Below are 18,769 nucleotides of genomic sequence, written 5' to 3' on the forward strand. Positions count from 1 at the left end.
ATTAAAACAGACTCTGTTGTTGCCCATAAATTTAAATAATGGTGCTTATTGTAGCAGAGTATCGCTTGTCTTAACGGTAGCGTTTTGTGCCATTTTGTCTCAATTTATTTAAACATTAACTCAAATAAGGAGAAAAAGCCCTAAAAACTATTTTATTCCATCATTTTTCCTTAATATGGAAATGAGCAGCTTAGGAGATTGTTATGACAAATCGTGTAGAACAGCCAATTAAATACAATAAAAATGATGTTGAAATTATATCTAAGCGTAAATTATTTAATGGTTTTTTTCAAATGGTCGAATATCGTTTTCGTCATCGGTTATTTGAGGGGGGATGGAGCCCAGAAATTACCCGTGAGGTTTTTGAAAGAGGGCATGCTGGTGTCATTCTCCCCTACGATCCAAAGGCAGATAAAGTCGTGCTCATTGAACAAATTCGCTTACCTGCAATTGAAACCAGTGAAACACCTTGGCTACTCGAAGCCGTTGCCGGCATGATCGAACCCAATGAAACCGTTGAAAATGTGATCCGTAGAGAGGCAGATGAAGAAGCGGGGCTTGCCATCGGTCGTACTGAAAAAGCGTTAAGTTATTTATCTAGCCCAGGTGGTACTTCTGAACGCATGTATGTTTATGTGGGAGAGGTTGATAGCTCTCAAGCCTCTGGAATTCATGGCTTACAGTCAGAAAATGAGGATATCCGTGTTCATGTGGTGAGCCGTGAGCAAGCCCATCAGTGGGTTGAGGATGGTGTAATTGATAATGCGGCAACGGTTATTGTCATTCAGTGGTTACAGCTCAATTATGAAAAATTGCAACAAAAGTGGGTGAAACTGTCTTAAATAACCATTAATCTAATGAAATGTGTGCTATTTAGCAGATATTAACCTTACGTTAACGCTAGAATAGCAAAACAACAGTGACATTTTTTATGGGAACAAGGAAAACTTTTGGACAGCCAGCTCGAAGTGACTGCTCGTAATTCGAAGGTAGTCAGGATTTTACAAGTTACTGATACGCATCTCTTTGCTGATACAGCGAATACCTTATTGGGAATTAACACGCACCAGAGCTATCATGCCGTCCTTGATGCTATTTTAGAACAAAATCAGCCTATCGACCTGATTGTGGCTACGGGAGATTTGGTTCAAGACCAATCGCCGGAAGCCTATCAGCACTTTGCAGATGGCATTGAGCTGATACCCGCCCCTTGTGTTTGGTTACCAGGTAACCATGACTATCAGCCGGCTATGGTTCGTTCTTTAAAGCTCGCCGGTATTTCCAGCGCGAAAGAAATATTGGTTGGCGATGACTGGCAAATTTTGATGCTTGATAGCCAGTTACAAGATGTCCCGCACGGTGAATTATCTGAACAGCAACTTGATTGGATGAAAGCGTGTTTGGATAAACAGCCACAGCGCACCACGCTTATCATGCTGCATCACCATCCATTGCCTTCAGGCTGTACTTGGTTGGACCAACACAGTCTACGCAATTCGCATATTCTTGCTGAATATTTAAAAGGATACCCACAAGTGAAAGTGATGCTTTGCGGTCATATTCATCAAGAAATGGATGAGAATTGGCATGGTATTCGTTTACTTGCTACCCCTTCAACTTGCGTACAGTTTAAGCCTCATTGTACAAATTTTGCCTTAGATACTGTCGCTCCGGGATGGCGTTATCTTGAACTAACGGTTGATGAAAAAGGTCATAGGCATATTAGTACTCAAGTACATCGTCTAAATACACAAAAATTTAGTCCTGATTTTGATTCGGACGGCTACTAATGTCGACACTTCTTTATATCCATGGGTTTAATAGCTCACCTCAATCAGTGAAAGCCAATGGTCTAAAACAGTGGGTTAATGAGCACTATCCGCATATTAAGATGATTGTGCCGCAGTTGCCTAATTATCCGCAGCAAGCGGCGTCGATGTTAGAAGAGATTGTATTACAGCATAAAGATGACCCAATGGGGCTAGTGGGCTCCTCATTGGGCGGCTACTTTTCTATTTGGTTTTCGCAACGTTTTAATTTGCCTGCTGTTGTGGTCAACCCAGCAGTTCGTCCTTTTGATTTACTGCAAGACTATCTTGGCGAAAATATCAATCCTTATACCCATGAGCGTTATTTTCTTGAACCTAAACATATGCATGAGCTTAAAGCATTGCATCTGCCTCAGGTCGAAAAACCGGATTTAATTTGGTTGTTACAACAAATGGGTGATGAAGTGCTTGATTATCGTCAAGCGGTTTCCTATCTTGAAAAATGCAAACAAACTGTTGAACCACAAGGCAATCATGCATTTGTTGGCTTTGATACTTACTTTCCTCAGATCATTCGTTTTCTGAGATTGGCAGAGAAATAATGCCAAAACGTATGTACACTGTTATTATCAACAGTAAATCACTGATTGAGCGATTTGAATCGTTCAATTAATCACCTATTACCGCAGAATGACAACATGACTCAATCTAGTTATAACGCAGAGGCCATTGAAGTCCTCAGTGGTTTGGAACCTGTTCGTCGTCGCCCTGGGATGTATACAGACACCAGTCGACCGAACCATTTAGCACAAGAAGTAATTGATAACAGTGTCGATGAAGCACTGGCAGGGCATGCAGGACATATTGAGGTTATTCTATATCCTGATCAGTCACTTGAAGTGATTGATGATGGGCGAGGAATGCCCGTCGATATTCATCCTGAGATGAATGTCTCTGCTGTTGAGCTTATTCTTGGACAATTACATGCTGGTGGTAAATTTTCCAATAAAAACTATCAATTCTCAGGTGGCTTGCACGGTGTAGGTATTTCCGTTGTTAATGCTTTGTCTAAACGTATTGAAGTGACAGTGCGCCGTGATGGTCAAATTTATCAAATAGCTTTTGAGAATGGTGAAAAGGTTGAAGAATTACAGGTCATTGGAACGTGTGGCAAACGTAACACTGGAACCAGCGTACACTTTTGGCCTGATGAAAGTTATTTCGATAATCCACGTTTCTCCGTTTCTCGGTTAGCTCATAACTTAAAAGCAAAAGCCGTTTTATGTCCTGGCGTGAAGATCACGTTTAAGGATCAGCTTAATAATACGGAGCAAAGCTGGTGCTACAGTGATGGGTTAACGGATTACTTAATGGAGGCAGTAAACGGCTTAGAACTGTTACCTCCTCAGCCGTTTACAGGGGAATTTTCTGGGGAAACTGAGGCCGCTGAGTGGGCTCTTCTTTGGTTACCTGAAGGGGGAGAATTACTCACCGAGAGCTATGTTAACCTTATACCTACTGCGCAAGGCGGTACCCATGTCAATGGCTTGCGCCAAGGCTTGCTCGATGCCATGCGTGAATTCTGTGAATTCCGTAATATTTTACCGCGTGGTGTAAAACTTTCGGCTGATGATATTTGGGAACGCTGTGCTTATGTGCTCTCCGTTAAGATGCAAGACCCACAATTTGCAGGGCAAACGAAAGAACGTCTGTCTTCTCGCCAATGTTCCGCATTTGTTTCAGGCGTAGTAAAAGATGCCTTTAGCTTGTGGCTAAACCAAAACGTTCAGGTAGCGGAACAGCTAGCGGAAATGGCAATTGCCAGTGCTCAGCGCCGTATGCGCGCCGCTAAGAAAGTGGTTCGTAAAAAATTAACCAGTGGGCCTGCTCTACCGGGGAAATTGGCTGATTGTAGTTCTCAAGATTTAAGTATGACAGAATTGTTTTTGGTCGAAGGGGACTCTGCGGGCGGATCTGCAAAACAAGCTCGTGACCGTGAATACCAAGCCATCATGCCGCTACGAGGGAAAATCCTGAATACATGGGAAGTCTCCTCTGACGAAGTGCTGGCGTCTCAGGAAGTCCATGATATTTCTGTCGCCATCGGTATTGATCCTGATAGTGAAGATTTAAGCCAATTGCGTTACGGAAAAATTTGTATTTTGGCGGATGCTGACTCCGATGGGTTACATATTGCGACACTTTTATGTGCGTTGTTTGTACGCCATTTCCCGACATTGGTCAAAGCCGGTCATGTGTACATGGCTATGCCGCCATTGTATCGGATCGATTTGGGCAAAGAGACTTTTTACGCATTAGATGAAAGCGAAAAAAATGCGGTACTTGATAGGCTTAGCCGTAAAAGAGGCAAACCGAATGTCCAACGCTTTAAAGGATTAGGGGAAATGAACCCAATTCAATTGCGTGAAACGACGTTAGATCCGAATACACGACGTCTTGTCCAGTTGACTATAGATGATGAAAACTACAAAGAAACATTGGCCGTTATGGATATGCTGTTAGCGAAAAAACGCTCAGAAGATCGCCGTAATTGGTTACAAGAAAAAGGCGATATGGCTGAAATTGAAGTTTAACATTCATCACGCTATCAAAAAGAGTAAGGAAAGTATCGAATGAGTGAAATTACTCATGACGGCGTAGAGCGTTTACCCCTCCACGCGTTTACTGAGAACGCCTATCTGAATTATTCGATGTACGTCATCATGGATAGGGCGTTACCGTTTATTGGGGATGGGCTAAAGCCTGTTCAGCGTCGTATTGTTTATGCCATGTCCGAATTAGGGCTAAACAATACAGCTAAATATAAGAAGTCGGCTAGGACGGTGGGTGATGTATTAGGTAAATATCACCCTCATGGTGATAGTGCCTGTTATGAAGCGATGGTATTAATGGCTCAGCCATTCTCTTATCGTTATCCATTGGTCGACGGGCAAGGGAACTGGGGGGCACCCGATGATCCTAAATCCTTTGCCGCGATGCGTTATACCGAGTCACGCCTATCAAAATATGCAGAAGTGCTACTCAGTGAGCTTGCTCATGGCACGGTGGATTGGGTTCCGAACTTTGATGGCACCTTAAATGAACCGAAAATGCTGCCGGCACGTTTACCGAATATTTTACTTAACGGTACAACGGGTATTGCCGTCGGGATGGCGACGGATATCCCTCCTCACAATGCGCGCGAGGTGGCTCAAGCGCTGGTGGCATTGCTGGAGAGTAAATCCGCGTTGTCACTTGATGACATCATGACTTATGTGCCAGGTCCTGACTTCCCAACTGAAGCGGAAATTATCTCATCTAAGGATGATATTCGTAAGATCTATCAAAATGGTCGCGGCTCAGTTCGTATGCGTGCAGTGTGGGAAAAAGAAGACGGTAATGCTGTTATTACCGCGCTGCCTCATCAGGTTTCTGGCGCTAAAGTGCTTGAGCAGATAGCGAGCCAAATGCGCGCTAAAAAATTACCAATGGTTGAGGATTTGCGTGATGAATCGGATCACGAAAATCCAACACGTTTGGTTATTGTGCCACGAAGTAATCGTGTTGACCTTGAGCAAGTGATGACTCACTTATTCGCGACGACAGATCTAGAAAAAAGTTATCGCGTTAACCTCAACATGATTGGTCTTGATAATCGTCCCGCAGTTAAAGGTCTCGTTGAGATACTCAATGAGTGGATTGTTTATCGCCGTCAAACAGTACGAAATCGTCTTAGCCATCGTTTAGATAAGGTTCTGAAACGATTGCATATTTTAGATGGCTTATTAATCGCTTATCTGAATATTGATGAAGTGATTGAGATCATCCGTAACGAAGATGAGCCGAAAGCAGTATTGATGTCGCGCTTTAATATTACTGAGACACAAGCTGAAGCCATCCTAGAGTTAAAATTACGTCACTTAGCAAAACTCGAAGAGATGAAGATTCGCGGTGAGCAAGACGAATTAGCGAAAGAACGTGATGAGTTACAAGGGATCTTAGAGTCTGAGCGTAAACTGAATAACGTCATTAAAAAAGAAATTCAGGCTGATGCTAAGACTTATGGTGATGAGCGTCGTTCTCCATTACAGGAGCGCGAAGAAGCAAAAGCGCTGAGTGAACATGAAATTCTACCTTCAGAGCCAATTACCGTTGTGTTATCTGAAATGGGATGGGTACGAAGTGCCAAAGGGCATGATATCGAGCCTTCTAATCTCAATTATAAAGCCGGTGATAGTTTTAAAGGTGCAGCACGAGGTAAAAGTAACCAGCCGGTTGTTTTCCTAGATACGACAGGGCGCAGTTATTCCGTTGATCCATTAGAGTTACCTTCTGCTCGTAGTCAGGGAGAGCCACTCACAGGACGCTTGACGTTACCACCGGGGGCAACAGTTGAGCATGTATTGATGGCTCAAGATGAGCAAAAATACTTGATGGCATCGGATGCGGGTTACGGGTTCATTTGCACATTCAATGATCTGGTCACTAAAAATAAAACCGGAAAAGCGCTAATCAATTTACCCGATAATGCTAAAATTCTTTCCCCTATTGAGGTGAATAATGAGCAGGAAGATATGTTGCTCGCCATTACTAAGGCTGGCCGCATGTTAATGTTCCCTGTATCTGATTTACCGCAATTATCAAAAGGGAAAGGAAATAAAATTATTAACATTACAGGCGCTCAAGCCGCAAGCGGTGAAGATCTGCTTGTTTGGCTACTCATCTTGCCTGCTCAAGCTTCAATTACGCTTTATTTTGGCAAACGGAAATTGAGACTTAAGGCGGAAGAGTTACAAAAATATCGCGCAGAGCGTGGACGCAAAGGAACATCATTGCCACGAGGCTTGCACAATATTGAGCGAATTGAAGTTGAGTCTGCCAATACAGACCAATAATCATTTTATATTATTATAAGGCGGAATTTTACCGCCTTATTTTTGAACAGGACAGAGGTCACTATGTTAGCGCTTATTCGTACCATTATTGTGATTATCTATACAATATTGGTGTGTGTGTTTGGGGGGATTTATTGTTTATTTAGCCCTCGAAATCCAAAACATGTGATGACATTTGGTCATATGTTTGGGCGATTATCCGTCGTTTTTGGTATTAAAATTATTAACCGTGTACCTGAAAAAGCGAAAAAATATGGCCCGAGTATTTATATTGGTAACCATCAAAACAACTATGACATGGTCACCATGTCAAATGGTGTGGTACCAAGAACGGTTACCGTAGGCAAAAAAAGCTTAGTATTTATTCCTTTCTTTGGTTTTCTGTATTGGATCACGGGGAATATTTTGATTGACCGCGCTAATCGTTCGAAAGCGCATAACACGATTTCACAAGTAGCGGATCAAATTAAAAAACATCAAATCTCAGTGTGGATGTTCCCAGAAGGCACACGTAGCCGTGGGCGGGGTTTATTACCCTTTAAAACGGGGGCATTCCATGCCGCGATTGCTGCTGGTGTTCCTATCGTACCTGTATGTGTTTCTAGCACCCAAGGACGGATTAAATTAAACCGTTGGAATAATGGTCATGTGATTATTGAAATGTTAGAGCCAATAGACACAAAAAACTATTCAAGAGATCAAGTGAGAGAACTTGCTGAATACTGTCATACCTTGATGGAAGCCAAAATCAAACAGCTTGATAAAGAAGTCGAAGAAATAGAGAAGAATAATAAATAAGAAAACATTATATCTAATCATGCCCTTTTTTGTATTTTTAGTATCGTCAAAAAAGGGCTGCTTTAGCCAGTGATTACTTGATCCTGTTTACTCTCCTAAATGTATTTACTCTTGTCATTTTTGACTATTAAATTTTATTTATCGTCATAGATATTTTTAGAGTTTCATCTATTTTCGCGATATCATTATACCTATTTATATCGAGTTTAAAGTAATAGCCCTACTGTGGGCTATGCTAGCGCGAACCAAAAATTAATGCTTAATTGAGCGGGTATTACCAACTTCTAACAATAATTAGCGCTGCTATTTTTAGTTTAGTGGAGAATTTATGTCATTCAGTCGACGCCAACTTCTGCTCATAGCTGGGTTGGTTTTATGTTTGGTCAATGTGCCAAATAGTGCTTTTGCAAGCGGTAATGGGAAAACACCGCTTCCTGTTCCTCCATTGTTAGAGTCTAGATCGGGGCAACCACTGTTTTTGACATTACAAAAGATACATTGGTCTTTTGATGGCAAATATTCGGCCGATGTTTGGGGGGTAAACGGCACTTACCCTGGGCCGACGGTGAAAGTTAAAAATGGCGATGATATTAAGCTTATTTACAGTAATCGATTACCTGATCCTGTCTCAATGACGATCAGTGGTCTACAAGTGCCCGGCACGCAAATGGGAGGCGCAGCGAGATTAATTTCTTCAGGTGCTGATTGGTCTCCTGTCATTCCTATTCGGCAGCCAGCAGCCACACTTTGGTATCATGCCAACACTGAAGGCAAAATGGGGCCTCAAATTTATAATGGCCTGCTGGGAATGTGGATAATTGAAGATGATGCGACAAAAAATCTGAGAATACCAAAACATTATGGTGTAGATGATTTTCCAATTATTATTCAAGACAAACGATTAGATAACTTTGGGGTTCCAGAGTATCAGGCGAATGAAGATGGGTTCTTAGGGGATACATTATTAGTCAATGGTGTTCAAGATCCGTATGTTGAGGTTTCTCGTGGTTGGATCCGTTTGCGCTTACTGAATGCTTCAAACTCCAGACGCTATGTTATGAAGATCAGCGATGGGCGCCCTTTCGTGATGGTTGCCTCTGACCAAGGATTATTGACGGCACCTGTTAGTATTCCAGAGCTTTCTTTGGCTCCGGGTGAGCGTCGAGAAGTGTTAATTGATATGGCCAAAACAGAAGAGCTGACGATCACGGCTGGTGAGTCAGCGACTTTTATGGATAGAGTGAAAAGCTTATTTGAGCCGTCGACCACACTCATCTCTACGAATGTATTAACTATTAAAGCGACAGGGTTAATGTCATTAGTGACCGATGATGTGCCTACTCAATTAGTTGAAGACAAGACGCAAATTACCTCATCTATTCGCAATCGTGATATCCATCTTAATGAGCCTTATGGAATAAATAATGCGACAAAAGATACGCGTCGTATCGATTTATCCAGTCAACAGGGCGGATGGGAGCGTTGGGCGGTGACGAGTAATGTCCCTCAGTCTTTCCATATTGAAGGTGTACGCTTTAAAGTCATTAACCATAATGGGAAACCAACTCCCCCAGAGGATTTTGGCTGGAAAGATACGGTGTGGGTTGATGGTAAAGTCGAGTTGTTAGTCCAGATGATGCAACCTTCGTATGAGCACTTTCCATTTTTATTCTACAGTAATAACTTAGAAAAGGCGGATTTAGGCTCAGTGGGGCAATTGGTTGTCGCACCTGAAAATTAAACATTCTTGCGTGAACGAGCAGGCTAGCGATATGAATTAGCCTGCTTTTTTTATTCTCAAAATTAGCTCAGTGCGACACGTATTCCAAAAGCAATTAATACCGCACCTAGCACTTTATCAACATACTTTTGTACTTTGGCTAGGCCTTTTCTGACCGGTGCGCTTTGAATTAAACAAACCAGCAGAGGCCAATAAATTGCAGCCAATCCCCAAATAATAAAGGCGAACCATAATTTTTCACCAAAAGTGGAGTCAACACTTAAAACTTGCGTGAAAACAGCAAGAAAAAACAGGGTTGCCTTTGGATTGAGGACATTACAGAGAAACCCTTGCATAAAGGCTTTCTTGAAGGTAACAACCTCATGTTGCGTGTTGTTGAGATCTATCTTTTGCCCTGAATTTGGCATTAAGCTTTTGATACCGATCCAAATTAAATAAGCGGCTCCAGCATATTTCAATACATTAAATAGCCAAGGGGTTGTCGTAATCAAAACGGCAAGTCCAGCGACACAATAGGTCATATGGAGCGCAACTGCACTAATCACCCCCATTGCGGTCATTAAGGCTGCTGAGCGTTGATAACGCGCTGCATTTTTAAGAATAAGGAAGAAGTCAGGTCCAGGGGAAAGCATACCTAATGTAGCGATGGTGGCGATTAATATGGAGGTTTCGTACATTCGTTTTCTCTATAAGCTAAATTTGTTTTTTAATGTTATTTTTAGTCGGTCGGATCACTATTTGAGTATAAATTAATAACCACTTTTTAAGGAAGATTAAATTTAGTCGACGAAGCATTTCTGTTTACGTATAGTGGGCACAAAATTGTATATTAGCCTCTAAGGTGACTAAATGAATATTAGTTTAATCGCAGCTATGGCGATTGACCAAGTTATCGGTATGGAAAAAACGATGCCTTGGCATTTACCTGGCGACCTTGCTTGGTTTAAACGTAATACTTTAAATAAACCAGTGATAATGGGAAGAGTAACATATGAATCAATTGGCCGTCCGCTTCCTCAGCGAGTCAATATCGTCTTAAGCAGCAAGGTAGGCGCTGATGATAGTGTCATCTGGGTTTCTTCTGTCGAAGAGGCATTAGCTGCCGCTAAGCAAGCTGGCTCGGGTTCAGATGATGATGAAATTATTGTCATTGGAGGCGGTAAAGTCTACCAGCAGTTCTTACCCCTTGCGAGTAAACTGTATTTAACTCATGTCGATGCAGAAGTGATTGGTGACACACACTTCCCCATTTATGAACCAGATGAGTGGGATTCTATTTTTACCGAGTATCATGAAGCCGATGAAAATAACTCCCATGGTTATTGTTTTGAAATATTAACCAAAAGAATTTAATGTTGTTCTCAGTTTAAAAACGGAGCGTATTGCTCCGTTTTTTATTATCGGTATGAATGTTGTCTTTTTTAATTAATATATTTAATTTAAAAAATTATCCGTCATTTTACGATATGTAAAATAACTGTTATTTAATTAACTTTATTTAAGTATGAAATAAAGTTAATTAAACGATTAATCTTTATGGCGCTTTTGCAATGATTTTTGATGGTAATATTGTTTAGTTTCCCAATGGAACAACGTTAACTCTCCACCCCAGCAACAGCCAGTATCTAAACCATAAATATTTTCAGGGGTATGTTTACCTTCCAAGGATGCCCAATGACCAAAAAAGACAGAATAGCCTTCAGGTAATTTACTCGGTAGGGCAAACCAAGGTTTCAGTGGTGACGGGGCTTTAGCTGGGCTTTCCTTACAAATCATATCGAGTTGCCCATGAGGGAAGCAGTAGCGCATACGAGTTAATACGTTGGTGCTAAAACGTAGGCGTGGGAGCCCCATTAAGTTTTCAGACCAATTATTCGGCATATCGCCATACATAGCGTCAATAAAGAGTGGGTAAGCATCACTGGATAAAACGGACTCGACTTCTCGCGCGCACATACGAGCCGTCGGCAGATCCCATTGTGGTGTGATACCAGCATGGGCCATGATAATTTTTTTCTCTTCATCAACTTGTAATAAGGGTTGGCGACGCAACCAATTAATTAACTCGTCAGCGTCAGGCGCATGGAGTAACTCATCAAGATGATCTTTGGGTTTATTACGGCTTATTTTGCAATAAATACCAAGAAGATGTAGGTCATGGTTGCCGAGTACTAAGCGTACCGATGAACCAAGACTTTTAACATAGCGAAGGACTTGCAATGACTCAGGGCCTCTAACAACGAGATCCCCTGTAAGCCACAGCGTATCTTTTTGTGGCTCAAAATTGACTTGTTCTAGCAATGCACGTAATTCGCGATAACAGCCGTGTACATCACCAATAAGATATGTTGACATAATTAATTAATCAAAGTTGGTAGAGCAAGGCGAAATGCAGGGATATCAACGTGAAAATGCTCCCCACGATGGTTTAACATGACGTAATATCCTTCCATCGTTCCCATTGGTGTTTCCAGTATAGCTCCGCTTGTATAGCGATACACAGTACCCGGTTGAATGATAGGTTGTTCACCTACAACACCTTCGCCTTGGACTTCAGTTTTATGACCATCACTGTTAGTAATGAGCCAGTAACGGCTCATTAATTGTAGAGCCTCTCGGCCTAAGTTACGGATCGATATAGTATAAGCGAATACATATCGCCCCATTTCAGGCTGAGACTGACTGACGATATAGACACTCTGTACTTGAATGCTAACATTCGGTTCGTTAAGCATAGTGCCTCCTTTTCAATCCTTTATACTCGTTATCTTTCAAGTAGTAGTATTGTTGTTGACTACTTTCACTGACTTTTGTTGGCCAGTGTTATCTCAAATTATACAGAGTACATTTGGCTAATTTGCTAGATAGTTTGCCATTTTGCAATAAGCCTCAACGGAAATATTCTCAGCGCGAGTACCAGGATCAATACCGAGTTCAGTGAGCTGTTCAACACTGAGTAAGTCCCCCAAACTATTGCGGATGGTCTTACGGCGCTGGTTGAACGCTTGCGTAGTAATACGGCTAAGCATTTTGATATCTTTCAGTAAATAAGGGTTTTCTCGATGAGGGATAAGCCTAACCACTGCTGAGTCAACTTTAGGGGGTGGTGCAAATGCAGTTGGTGGGACTTCTAGCACAGGAACAACTTGGCAATAATATTGTGCCATCACACTCAAACGACCATAGGCTTTACTTCCAGGACCTGCGACAAGTCGATTAACCACTTCTTTTTGCAGCATAAAATTCATATCTGCAATAGAGTTAGTAAATGTGAATAGATGGAACATTAACGGTGTTGAAATATTATAAGGTAGGTTGCCAAATACACGTAAAGGCTGCCCAGCTTGTTTTGCTAATTCACCAAAATCCACCGTCATGGCATCTTGCTGGATAATTGTCAGCTTATCTTTTAATTGTGGGTGCACTTGCAAGCGTGCCGCGAGATCGCGGTCTAGCTCAACAACGGTCATTTTATCAATTCGGCTACCGACTGGCTCAGTAAGCGCACCAAGACCTGGGCCAATCTCAACGATAGCTTGTCCCGGTTGCGGATGCATTGCATCCACAATACTGTCGATAATAAATTGGTCAGTTAAAAAGTTCTGCCCGAAACGTTTGCGGGCAAGATGCCCTTGGTGGACTCTATTATTCATGAATTCTTATATGTCATTTGGATAGCTAACTTTAATGCGGTGATAAAACTGCCCGCATCAGCACGACCCGTACCTGCTAACTCTAGCGCTGTGCCATGATCAACGGAGGTACGAATGAAAGGCAGACCAAGCGTAATGTTCACGGCTCTACCAAAACCTTGGTATTTTAACACAGGAAGGCCTTGATCGTGATACATTGCGAGTACAGCATCTGCATCTTCTAAATATTTAGGTTGAAATAAAGTATCGGCAGGAAGCGGCCCGATCAGATTGATCCCTTCAGCACGAAGTGTCTCTAGTGCCGGAATAATGGTGTCGATCTCTTCCATGCCCATATGGCCATTTTCGCCCGCATGTGGATTTAGACCACACACATAGATATTTGGTGCTTCTACACCAAATTTTGTACGTAAATCATGATTTAAAATCGTGATCACTTCACGTAAGCTTTGTTGACTAATGGCTGCGGAAACCTCTTTCAAGGGCAGATGAGTTGTCGCAAGAGCGACTCGTAACTCTTCTGTTGCTAACATCATCACGACACGTTGGCAATGACTTCTGTCTGCAAAAAATTCGGTGTGCCCGCTAAATGCAATACCTGCATCATTAATGATCCCTTTGTGTACAGGCCCGGTCACAATAGCAGAGAACTCGCCACTTAAACAGCCATCACACGCTCTTGCGAGTGTTTCTGTGACATACTCACCATTGGCAACATTCAAAACACCGGCTTGTGCGGGAGCTTTTAAATGCACAGGAATAATCGATAAACTACCGGGCACTTGCGTGTCATGTTCATCGTGTGGGTTATAGATTTTTAATGTGAGTGGGAGGTTAAGCTGTTTCGCACGAGTGAGAAGTAATTCAGGATCCGCACAGGCAATAAGCTCGACGGGCCAAAACTCTTGAGCGAGCTGGATGAGTAAGTCCGGACCTACCCCGGCGGGTTCGCCGGGGGTTATAACAATGGGTTTATTGAGATTTTTCGTCATTAGATTGGTTATCACGTCCATCGATGACATTAACGTATGCCGCTGCACGTTGTTCTTGCATCCAACTTTGCGCTTCTTCGTTAAATTTACGGTTAAACAGCAAACGATAAGCCTGATCTTTTTGTGCCGCATCTGTCTTATCAACATTACGGGTATCTTCTAACTGAATCAGATGCCAGCCAAAGTTTGAACGAACAGGTTGGCTGATCTCGCCTTTATTCAGTTTCATGAGAGCATCACGAAAAGCAGGGTCATAAACATCAGGCATGTTCCAGCCTAATTCACCCCCTTTTAAGGCGCTACCTGGATCTTCAGACACTTCTTTTGCTGCATCTTCAAACGTTGTTTTGCCGTTACGGATATCTTGTGAAATCTGAACTAGCTTTTGTCTCGCTTGGTTATCATCCATAATTGGCGATGATTTAATCAAGATGTGACGAGCCTTAACTTCGGTAACAGAAATCGTTTTATTCGCGCTATTAATATCGTTCACCTGCAAAATGTGGTAACCGACACCTGAACGGATTGGGCCGACAATATCGCCTTTTTTCGCACTTTTCAGTTGTTCTGCAAAGACAACCGGCAGTTCTTGTAGACGAGACCACCCCATATTGCCGCCTTTCAGCGCTTGAGGGTCCGCAGAGTAGGCAATGGCTAATTTACCGAAATTCGTCCCCTTTTTCAGTTCACCCATAATTTTGGTTACAATAGCGTCTGCTTTTTGTAATTGCTCTTGGGTTGGGTTTTCAGGGAGAGGGATCAGGATGTGACTTAAATTCACATTCGCTTCGTAGTCAGCTTGGTTGCTGATCTGCTTAGCCAGCGAATCCACTTCTTGCGGCAAAATAGTCACACGGCGACGAACTTCATTATTACGAACTTCGGCGATCAACATCTCTTTGCGGATCTCGCTACGGTATTTGGCCATATCGATGCCATCTGCTTTTAGGCGGGCTTGCATTTGTTCGAAAGTTAAGCCGTTTTGACGTGCAATATCCGCAATCGTGGCATTCACGGCATCTTCAGGGATATTAATCTGCATCTGATTGGCCATTTGCAGCATGATGTTATCAGTAATCAAACGATCAAGGATTTGATGGCGAAGCGTTTGATCATCAGGAACTTGTTGGCCTGCATTGCGTGCGTTTAATTTTACGGTGTTCAACATGTTCTGGACGTCACTTTCCAGTACAACCCCGTTATTGACAACAGCAGCAACTTTATCCATTTGCTGTGGTGCAGCCAATACTGTGGAGCTTGTAAACATCAGTCCCAGAATAAGCGTTTTCCAATTCTTCATAATGGTCCTATTCATTGATTTAGGTTCCGCCCAAGGCAGGTTAATCGTTTGATTCGTGCTGCTTTTACGTTCTCGTTTGCGAGCTGAAAAGGGTATAGCTCGAAGTATTTGAAGTTAGTTAGCAGCACATGTAAGTATATAATTATTATCAGAATGCACGCTGATAAGGCATGATACCTCTATTCAGCATTTCCTGACTACCTAAACTATGATTGTTATTTAGGCCTCTAAGTTCCACATTGAATGACCATTTATTATCATATTCGCTGCTAAACTTATCTTCTTGCCAACCAACAATCTTACGTTCATAGCCTACGTTAAACGCCCAACAACAGGTGTTGTATTGTAAACCAACCAATTGGCTGGCGGACTGTTGTTGTTTCGTATCATAGTAGTAAGAGCCAACAAAGCCCCAACGTTCACTCAGTGGCCAACTTAATACGGCACCAACCTGTGAGATACCTTTTTGGTATTCAGGGAGGGTGTAAGTATAGCCGCCTGATTCATCACGACGGAATGTTGCTTGAATATAGTCACGGTCAACAAAGCGGTAGTTTAACTGTAACAAACGATCCGCATCAATGCGATACTCGGTAATCGCATTTCCCATCGTGACGTTGCCTAAACGGCGGTCATATTGAAGCCCACCACGGACACCCCACTTATCATTAATACGCCAGTATGAATCTGTCGCCCATAATAAGGAACCGGTATTACTCTTATCGTCGATCTGTAGGCTTGAGTTACCTGCGCGAGGACGTTCAAAGTAGTAAATTTGTCCAACAGAAAAATTAAAACGCTCTGTTAGGGTTTCATCATAAATACGCGTCGTCACACCAGTGGTAAATTGGTTTGCCGAAGCAATGCGGTCAAGACCACTATAAATACGGTCACGGAATAAACCGTTATAGTCGGATTGAAGCAGTGCGGAGTCATAGTTATTAATATTGTCCTGATCTTTATATGGAATATACAGATACTGAACACGCGGCTCTAACGTTTGGACAAAATCACTGCCTTCAAGCAGGTTACGCTCGAAAACAACTTTTGCATCGCTTTTAAACATCGGCAACACACGGGTGACATTTTTTTCTAAACTCTCATTTTTATTCGATTTAGGGATGTCTTGGTCATAATGTGTTGCTAACAGTTTGAAGCTGTTATTCATATTTGCCCAACCGTTTGATAGCGGTAGGCTGAGTTCTGGTTCGATATGCAGACGAGTTGCATCTGGGTTGTTTTTACCTACACTCGTGAAACGCGCGGCTTGCGCATAGGTGTGTAAATCAAAAGCACCTAAATTATTCTTGTAGTAGTTAAAATCCAGTTGAGGCTCGGCTTTGTATGCGCGTCGATTTGGATCTTCCACAAAAATTTGGAACTGTTTATGAGTTAAAGTGGCATTCCAATTTTCAGCGGAATAACCCGTACTGAATTTTTGGGTCGCATAGCCGTCAGTAGTACTACCATACTGAGAACTAAAGTCTGTAAAATATTGACGATCGCTCACTTTGGTATAATCGGCATTGAAGTTCCAATGCTGGTTATACGTCCCTGAATGGCGCCAATAGAATAACCAGCGGTCATTACTGTCACGTGCATCCCGTTTATTACGCTCTTTGTCTTTGATATAAGCACGGTCGTGATTAATAAAATCAAAGGCGATTGTTCCCGTACCTGGCGTAATTAAATAACGGAATTCATTATTTAATTTTACACCTCGATGGGTCATAAATTGCGGCGTAATCGTGGCATCGTAGTTTGGTGCAATATTCCAATAATATGGCAGTGAAAATTCCAGCCCATCATTATTGGAGTAACTGCCTGTTGGAATTAAGAAGCCTGAACGACGTTTATTACCAATCGGTAATTGCATGTACGGGCTATAAAATACCGGCACATCACCAAGGCGAAAACGGGCATGCCAAATTTCAGCGACTTCTTCTTCACGGTCAATGATGACTTCTGAGCCAGCGACACTCCAGCTATTATTACCGGGTAGGCAGGTGGTGAATGTGCCGTTTTCCATGATGGAATAACGGTTTTCACCACGCATTTTCATTTTTTTCGCTTCGCCGCGTCCTTGGCGGCCAACCATCATGTAGTTGCCATCATCGACATCGGTATTCTTATTATTCAAATTAGACCATGCGCTTGGGCCTTTTAGAATAATCTGTGGGTCGTCATAGTGAACGTTACCTGTTGCGGTGACTTCACGGATCGGATCAGCACTATCTGGGTTTGTTTGTGTCAATCTTACGGTATCAGCGGTTAACGTTTGGTTACCCTGTTGAATATCAACATCACCTTTGTATTCGACAAAGTTAGGGTATTCACCCTGAACGTCTTCAGCAGTGATACGTATCGGTAAATCTTTAGGATCGCCCTTAACCAGCGGTTTGTCATAAACAGGGACGCCCAGCATACATTGTGCTGCAAGGTCAGCATGCGCTTGCTGACTGTAAATTGCCGCCCATACCATGGTGGCAAGTAGTGTTGGATAGCTTTTTTTCATCATTAAATATGCGGTTCCGTCGTAATTGGCATAGCCGGCAAACGCTCAAAGACTAACTTAGCCAACTACATTGCGCCAGTATAATGTAAAAAACTTTACGCGCTTGTAGTTATGCACCGAGCAGAATGGATAGTATGATAATGCAAAATTGCATTCTGAGCATTGAAGAATTGAGGGATATATGCACTATTGGGGCAAAATTATAGGTGTTGTACTCGCAATAGTCTCGGGTTTAGGCTTCTGGGGCGCACTTGTAGGGTTAATTTTAGGTCATGGTTTTGATAAAGCATCAGCGCAACGTAAATTTTCTGGTGCGATGAATAAGCGCGATCGCCAGATCATATTCTTCGCCAGTACCTTCCAAATTCTCGGACATTTAACAAAAGCAAAAGGCCGTGTAACCGAGACAGACATTCAATTAGCATCAAACTTGATGGACAGAATGCAGATACATGGCGAAACACGTAAGGCGGCTCAACAAGCATTTAGAGAAGGTAAATCACCTGATTTTCCATTGCGTGATGTCCTTAAACAATTACGTATGGCTTGCTATGGTCGCTTTGACTTAATTCAGATGTTTCTGGAAATTCAACTACAGGCGGCATTTGCCGATGGCAACCTGCACCCAAATGAAAGAAAAGTCCTGTTTATTATCGCTGAAGAACTGGGGATCTCGAAAACACAATTTGAGCAATTCTTAGACATGATCCAAGGAGGGCGGCAATTTGGACATGGCTACTCGCATCAATCAGGTGGTCATTATCAGCCTTCTAATGGGCCAACAATTGAAGATGCATGCAAAGTGCTTGGCGTCTCCATTAATGATGACCCCACAACCATTAAACGCGCATACCGTAAATTAATGAGTGAGCACCATCCAGATAAACTGATAGCAAAAGGGTTGCCTCCAGAGATGATGGAAATCGCGAAACAGAAAACGCAGTCAATACAGGCTGCCTATGATTTGATTAAGAGAGAGCGGAATTTCAAATAATCTCTTTTCCCGTCATATTTCGTTCTATAGCGTTGTTATTTTCATTGGCGAGTCCTTAGTCACATACTGATATATGCTGCTAGGGAGTCGCATCACAGGATGCTTAGCTTTA

The 18,769-nt window shown here is 42.4% G+C and carries 16 protein-coding genes; 9 read left to right on the forward strand and 7 right to left on the reverse strand.

The window, feature by feature from the left end; all coding sequences use genetic code 11:
- Positions 1-203: 203 nt before the first annotated feature.
- The 7 genes from nudF (at position 204) to ftsP (ending at position 9,203) form a co-directional block, all read left to right on the forward strand.
- Complete coding sequence (gene nudF / locus O7C57_RS04140; protein ID WP_269723659.1) at positions 204-842, forward strand: ADP-ribose diphosphatase; 639 nt, start codon at positions 204-206, stop codon at positions 840-842.
- A 108-nt stretch (positions 843-950) separates the two neighbouring features.
- Positions 951-1,790 carry a 3',5'-cyclic-AMP phosphodiesterase gene (cpdA, locus tag O7C57_RS04145; protein ID WP_269723660.1) on the forward strand — a complete coding sequence of 280 codons (840 nt, stop codon included), beginning with the start codon at positions 951-953 and terminating at the stop codon, positions 1,788-1,790.
- On the forward strand, positions 1,790-2,371 hold the full coding sequence (gene yqiA / locus O7C57_RS04150) for an esterase YqiA (RefSeq protein WP_163862880.1): 582 nt from the start codon (positions 1,790-1,792) through the stop codon (positions 2,369-2,371). The genes cpdA and yqiA overlap by 1 nt, the downstream gene beginning before the upstream one ends.
- Before the next feature lie 96 nt (positions 2,372-2,467).
- Positions 2,468-4,363 carry a DNA topoisomerase IV subunit B gene (gene parE, locus O7C57_RS04155; protein WP_154623789.1) on the forward strand — a complete coding sequence of 632 codons (1,896 nt, stop codon included), beginning with the start codon at positions 2,468-2,470 and terminating at the stop codon, positions 4,361-4,363.
- Between the two features lie 39 nt (positions 4,364-4,402).
- Positions 4,403-6,664 (forward strand): DNA topoisomerase IV subunit A, encoded by a 2,262-nt coding sequence (gene parC, locus O7C57_RS04160; protein ID WP_269723661.1) that lies wholly within the window; start codon positions 4,403-4,405, stop codon positions 6,662-6,664.
- A 63-nt stretch (positions 6,665-6,727) separates the two neighbouring features.
- Positions 6,728-7,462, forward strand: a complete 735-nt coding sequence (locus O7C57_RS04165) for a 1-acylglycerol-3-phosphate O-acyltransferase (RefSeq protein ID WP_154623787.1) — start codon at positions 6,728-6,730, stop codon at positions 7,460-7,462.
- A gap of 328 nt (positions 7,463-7,790) precedes the next feature.
- Positions 7,791-9,203, forward strand: a complete 1,413-nt coding sequence (gene ftsP / locus O7C57_RS04170; RefSeq protein WP_269723662.1) for a cell division protein FtsP — start codon at positions 7,791-7,793, stop codon at positions 9,201-9,203.
- 62 nt (positions 9,204-9,265) lie between these two features.
- Here ftsP and O7C57_RS04175 read toward each other — a convergent pair whose 3' ends face one another.
- Entirely contained in the window at positions 9,266-9,880 is a 615-nt protein-coding gene (locus tag O7C57_RS04175) for a LysE family translocator (RefSeq protein WP_154623785.1), read from the reverse strand.
- A gap of 172 nt (positions 9,881-10,052) precedes the next feature.
- On the opposite strand from O7C57_RS04175, the gene folA reads away from it, so the two are divergent.
- The gene (gene folA / locus O7C57_RS04180; protein ID WP_154623784.1) at positions 10,053-10,556 is read left to right on the forward strand and encodes a type 3 dihydrofolate reductase; all 504 of its coding nucleotides are present in this window, start codon (positions 10,053-10,055) and stop codon (positions 10,554-10,556) included.
- Positions 10,557-10,730: 174 nt separating this feature from the next.
- Here the strand turns inward: folA and apaH are convergent, their stop codons facing one another.
- The 6 genes from apaH to lptD form a co-directional block, all read right to left on the reverse strand.
- Positions 10,731-11,558, reverse strand: coding sequence for a bis(5'-nucleosyl)-tetraphosphatase (symmetrical) ApaH (gene apaH, locus O7C57_RS04185; RefSeq protein WP_269723663.1), 828 nt, complete (start codon positions 11,556-11,558; stop codon positions 10,731-10,733).
- 2 nt (positions 11,559-11,560) lie between these two features.
- Positions 11,561-11,938, reverse strand: coding sequence for a Co2+/Mg2+ efflux protein ApaG (gene apaG / locus O7C57_RS04190; RefSeq protein WP_154622518.1), 378 nt, complete (start codon positions 11,936-11,938; stop codon positions 11,561-11,563).
- Positions 11,939-12,055: 117 nt separating this feature from the next.
- Positions 12,056-12,856: a 16S rRNA (adenine(1518)-N(6)/adenine(1519)-N(6))-dimethyltransferase RsmA gene (rsmA, locus tag O7C57_RS04195; RefSeq protein ID WP_154622517.1), complete on the reverse strand. Its 801-nt coding sequence runs from the start codon at positions 12,854-12,856 to the stop codon at positions 12,056-12,058.
- Positions 12,853-13,848, reverse strand: coding sequence for a 4-hydroxythreonine-4-phosphate dehydrogenase PdxA (pdxA, locus tag O7C57_RS04200; protein WP_269723664.1), 996 nt, complete (start codon positions 13,846-13,848; stop codon positions 12,853-12,855). The genes rsmA and pdxA overlap by 4 nt, the downstream gene beginning before the upstream one ends.
- On the reverse strand, positions 13,829-15,148 hold the full coding sequence (gene surA / locus O7C57_RS04205) for a peptidylprolyl isomerase SurA (RefSeq protein ID WP_154622515.1): 1,320 nt from the start codon (positions 15,146-15,148) through the stop codon (positions 13,829-13,831). Before surA ends, pdxA begins: the two co-directional genes overlap by 20 nt.
- Positions 15,149-15,296: 148 nt before the next feature.
- Entirely contained in the window at positions 15,297-17,663 is a 2,367-nt protein-coding gene (gene lptD, locus O7C57_RS04210; protein WP_167520935.1) for an LPS assembly protein LptD, read from the reverse strand.
- 181 nt (positions 17,664-17,844) lie between these two features.
- On the opposite strand from lptD, the gene djlA reads away from it, so the two are divergent.
- The gene (gene djlA, locus O7C57_RS04215) at positions 17,845-18,657 is read left to right on the forward strand and encodes a co-chaperone DjlA (RefSeq protein WP_154622513.1); all 813 of its coding nucleotides are present in this window, start codon (positions 17,845-17,847) and stop codon (positions 18,655-18,657) included.
- Positions 18,658-18,769: the final 112 nt, after the last annotated feature.

Origin of the sequence: Providencia sp. 21OH12SH02B-Prov (assembly GCF_027362595.1) — a bacterium.
GTDB classification, from domain to species: domain Bacteria; phylum Pseudomonadota; class Gammaproteobacteria; order Enterobacterales; family Enterobacteriaceae; genus Providencia; species Providencia zhejiangensis.

Coding starts and splice junctions, on each gene's coding strand:
- nudF (WP_269723659.1), top strand. CDS start 204: ATGACAAATCGTGTAGAACAGCCAATTAAATACAATAAAAATGATGTT.
- yqiA (WP_163862880.1), top strand. CDS start 1,790: ATGTCGACACTTCTTTATATCCATGGGTTTAATAGCTCACCTCAATCA.
- parE (WP_154623789.1), top strand. CDS start 2,468: ATGACTCAATCTAGTTATAACGCAGAGGCCATTGAAGTCCTCAGTGGT.
- parC (WP_269723661.1), top strand. CDS start 4,403: ATGAGTGAAATTACTCATGACGGCGTAGAGCGTTTACCCCTCCACGCG.
- O7C57_RS04165 (WP_154623787.1), top strand. CDS start 6,728: ATGTTAGCGCTTATTCGTACCATTATTGTGATTATCTATACAATATTG.
- ftsP (WP_269723662.1), top strand. CDS start 7,791: ATGTCATTCAGTCGACGCCAACTTCTGCTCATAGCTGGGTTGGTTTTA.
- O7C57_RS04175 (WP_154623785.1), bottom strand. CDS start 9,880: ATGTACGAAACCTCCATATTAATCGCCACCATCGCTACATTAGGTATG.
- folA (WP_154623784.1), top strand. CDS start 10,053: ATGAATATTAGTTTAATCGCAGCTATGGCGATTGACCAAGTTATCGGT.
- apaH (WP_269723663.1), bottom strand. CDS start 11,558: ATGTCAACATATCTTATTGGTGATGTACACGGCTGTTATCGCGAATTA.
- apaG (WP_154622518.1), bottom strand. CDS start 11,938: ATGCTTAACGAACCGAATGTTAGCATTCAAGTACAGAGTGTCTATATC.
- rsmA (WP_154622517.1), bottom strand. CDS start 12,856: ATGAATAATAGAGTCCACCAAGGGCATCTTGCCCGCAAACGTTTCGGG.
- pdxA (WP_269723664.1), bottom strand. CDS start 13,848: ATGACGAAAAATCTCAATAAACCCATTGTTATAACCCCCGGCGAACCC.
- surA (WP_154622515.1), bottom strand. CDS start 15,148: ATGAAGAATTGGAAAACGCTTATTCTGGGACTGATGTTTACAAGCTCC.
- lptD (WP_167520935.1), bottom strand. CDS start 17,663: ATGAAAAAAAGCTATCCAACACTACTTGCCACCATGGTATGGGCGGCA.
- djlA (WP_154622513.1), top strand. CDS start 17,845: ATGCACTATTGGGGCAAAATTATAGGTGTTGTACTCGCAATAGTCTCG.